General features: G+C 54.4%; 1 protein-coding gene and 1 tRNA gene. One reads left to right on the top strand and one right to left on the bottom strand.

Annotated elements, in window-relative coordinates; genetic code table 11:
• Window positions 1-131 precede the first annotated feature (131 nt).
• Window positions 132-207: transfer RNA gene (locus tag BUB44_RS14850), tRNA-Trp, on the top strand.
• Window positions 208-350: 143 nt separating this feature from the next.
• Here BUB44_RS14850 and BUB44_RS14845 read toward each other — a convergent pair.
• The gene (locus tag BUB44_RS14845) at window positions 351-1,529 is read right to left on the bottom strand and encodes a tyrosine-type recombinase/integrase (protein WP_073167773.1); all 1,179 of its coding nucleotides are present in this window, start codon (window positions 1,527-1,529) and stop codon (window positions 351-353) included.
• Between the last annotated feature and the right edge of the window lie 69 nt (window positions 1,530-1,598).

Genomic DNA, 1,598 nt, shown 5'->3' with positions numbered 1-1,598 from the left:
TGAGGTCTCATAACGGGAAAAATTTTTGTGGAGATACCTACTGGATCTTGACACGGACCGTAATAAAAACAGTTCTTGACGTTGTAAAGAAAATATTTTATAATAACACTGCGCTGTGATATTTCTTCTCTAGGGGAGTAGCTCAATTGGTAGAGCGGCGGTCTCCAAAACCGTAGGTTGCGGGTTCGAGTCCTGTCTCCCCTGCCAAAGAAACGCAGGAGCCTCAAGGGTTTGAGGCTCCTTCACTTTATAGCGAATTATGCAGAAAGGCCCTTTTGGGAGCAATTTGGGAGCAAACTGGGTGCAAGGTCACTCTCCAGGCCAACCAATACAAGCGAAAGGGACAGGTGTCATGCCTGCCCCTGTTTTCTCTTTCCGGCAAGGATGCCGTCTAATTTCTCGGCTGCCTCCCTGTCGGCACTCTTTAATGCGTGGCCGTATATGTCCATGGTGGTGCTGATGTTGGAGTGCCCCAGGCGGGCTGAAATGGTTTTCGCGTGGACCCCCTGCCCTATCAGCAGGCTGGCGTGCGTGTGCCTCAAGCCGTGGAACGGGAGCGGCGGCAGGTTGTGTCTCTTAAGGAAGGCGGGAAACCATTTGCTGATGGTGTCAATATGCATTGGCCTGCCGTCCCAGGTGGTGAAAAGCCTGTCCGACCCCTGCCACAAGTCCCCCACCTTCAACCTCTCCTGGGCCTGGTGCCTCTTGTACTCCTTCAGCAGGGACATGACCGAAGGCGGCAGCGTAACGACCCGCCTGGATTCTTCGGTTTTTGGTTCCTTCGTGAACTGCCCCCTGCCCGGCAGGTACTGCGCGGCCCGGCGTACTTCCAGGGTGCCCTTCTGGAAGTCTATATCCTTCCATTCCAGTGCCATCAATTCCCCCCTTCTCAATCCGCTTGCTACGGCCAGGACCACCATTACCCTGTACTTCAAGGGTTCCTGTTCCAGTGCCTCCATGAGTGCAGCGAACTGGGTTTCGTCATAGCTGGCGGCCTGTTGCTTCTTCACCCTGGGCGGCTTCACCCTGCTGGCCGGGTTGGAAGGAATAACCTGCCACTCTACTGCGTCCTGCAGGATGGCCGAAATCAGCCGGTGGTGGTGCAGGATGGTCCTTTCAGACAATCCACCGGGTTTGCCGTCCTCCCGTATGCCGTCCTCCTGCAGGTTTTTATAAAACTCCATCAGGTGCAGGGGTTTGATCTGTTCAATTTTCAGGTGTCCCATGGCAGGCAGGATGCGTGTTTCAAGCATTTGCCTGTAGCGGTGGACCGTCTTTGGTGCCAGGTTGGGTTCGGCGTAATCCCGGAGCCAGCGTTCAACGAACTGCCCGAAGGTTAGCTTCGACGGTTCCACATACTGCCCCCGTAGCACTTCGGCGGCAAATAAGTCCAGCAGCTTTTCAGCCTCCCGCTTGGACTGCGCTTCAACGTTTTTTCTGAACACCTTCCGCTTACCGTCCGGCCCAGTGCCTCCCGGAACGTTCAAGCGCCATTTATTTTCTCCCCGCTTTTCAACCCAGCCGGCCATTAGCTTGAACCTCCTTCCGGTTTCATGATAAATTTAGCCAAAGCAGTTATAAGTGTTTCTTGTATCTCC

This window comes from Desulfofundulus australicus DSM 11792, from assembly GCF_900129285.1.
Classification (GTDB): domain Bacteria; phylum Bacillota; class Desulfotomaculia; order Desulfotomaculales; family Desulfovirgulaceae; genus Desulfofundulus; species Desulfofundulus australicus.
Note: the sequence above shows the minus strand (reverse complement) of the source record. Positions and strands in the feature narration are given on the sequence as shown.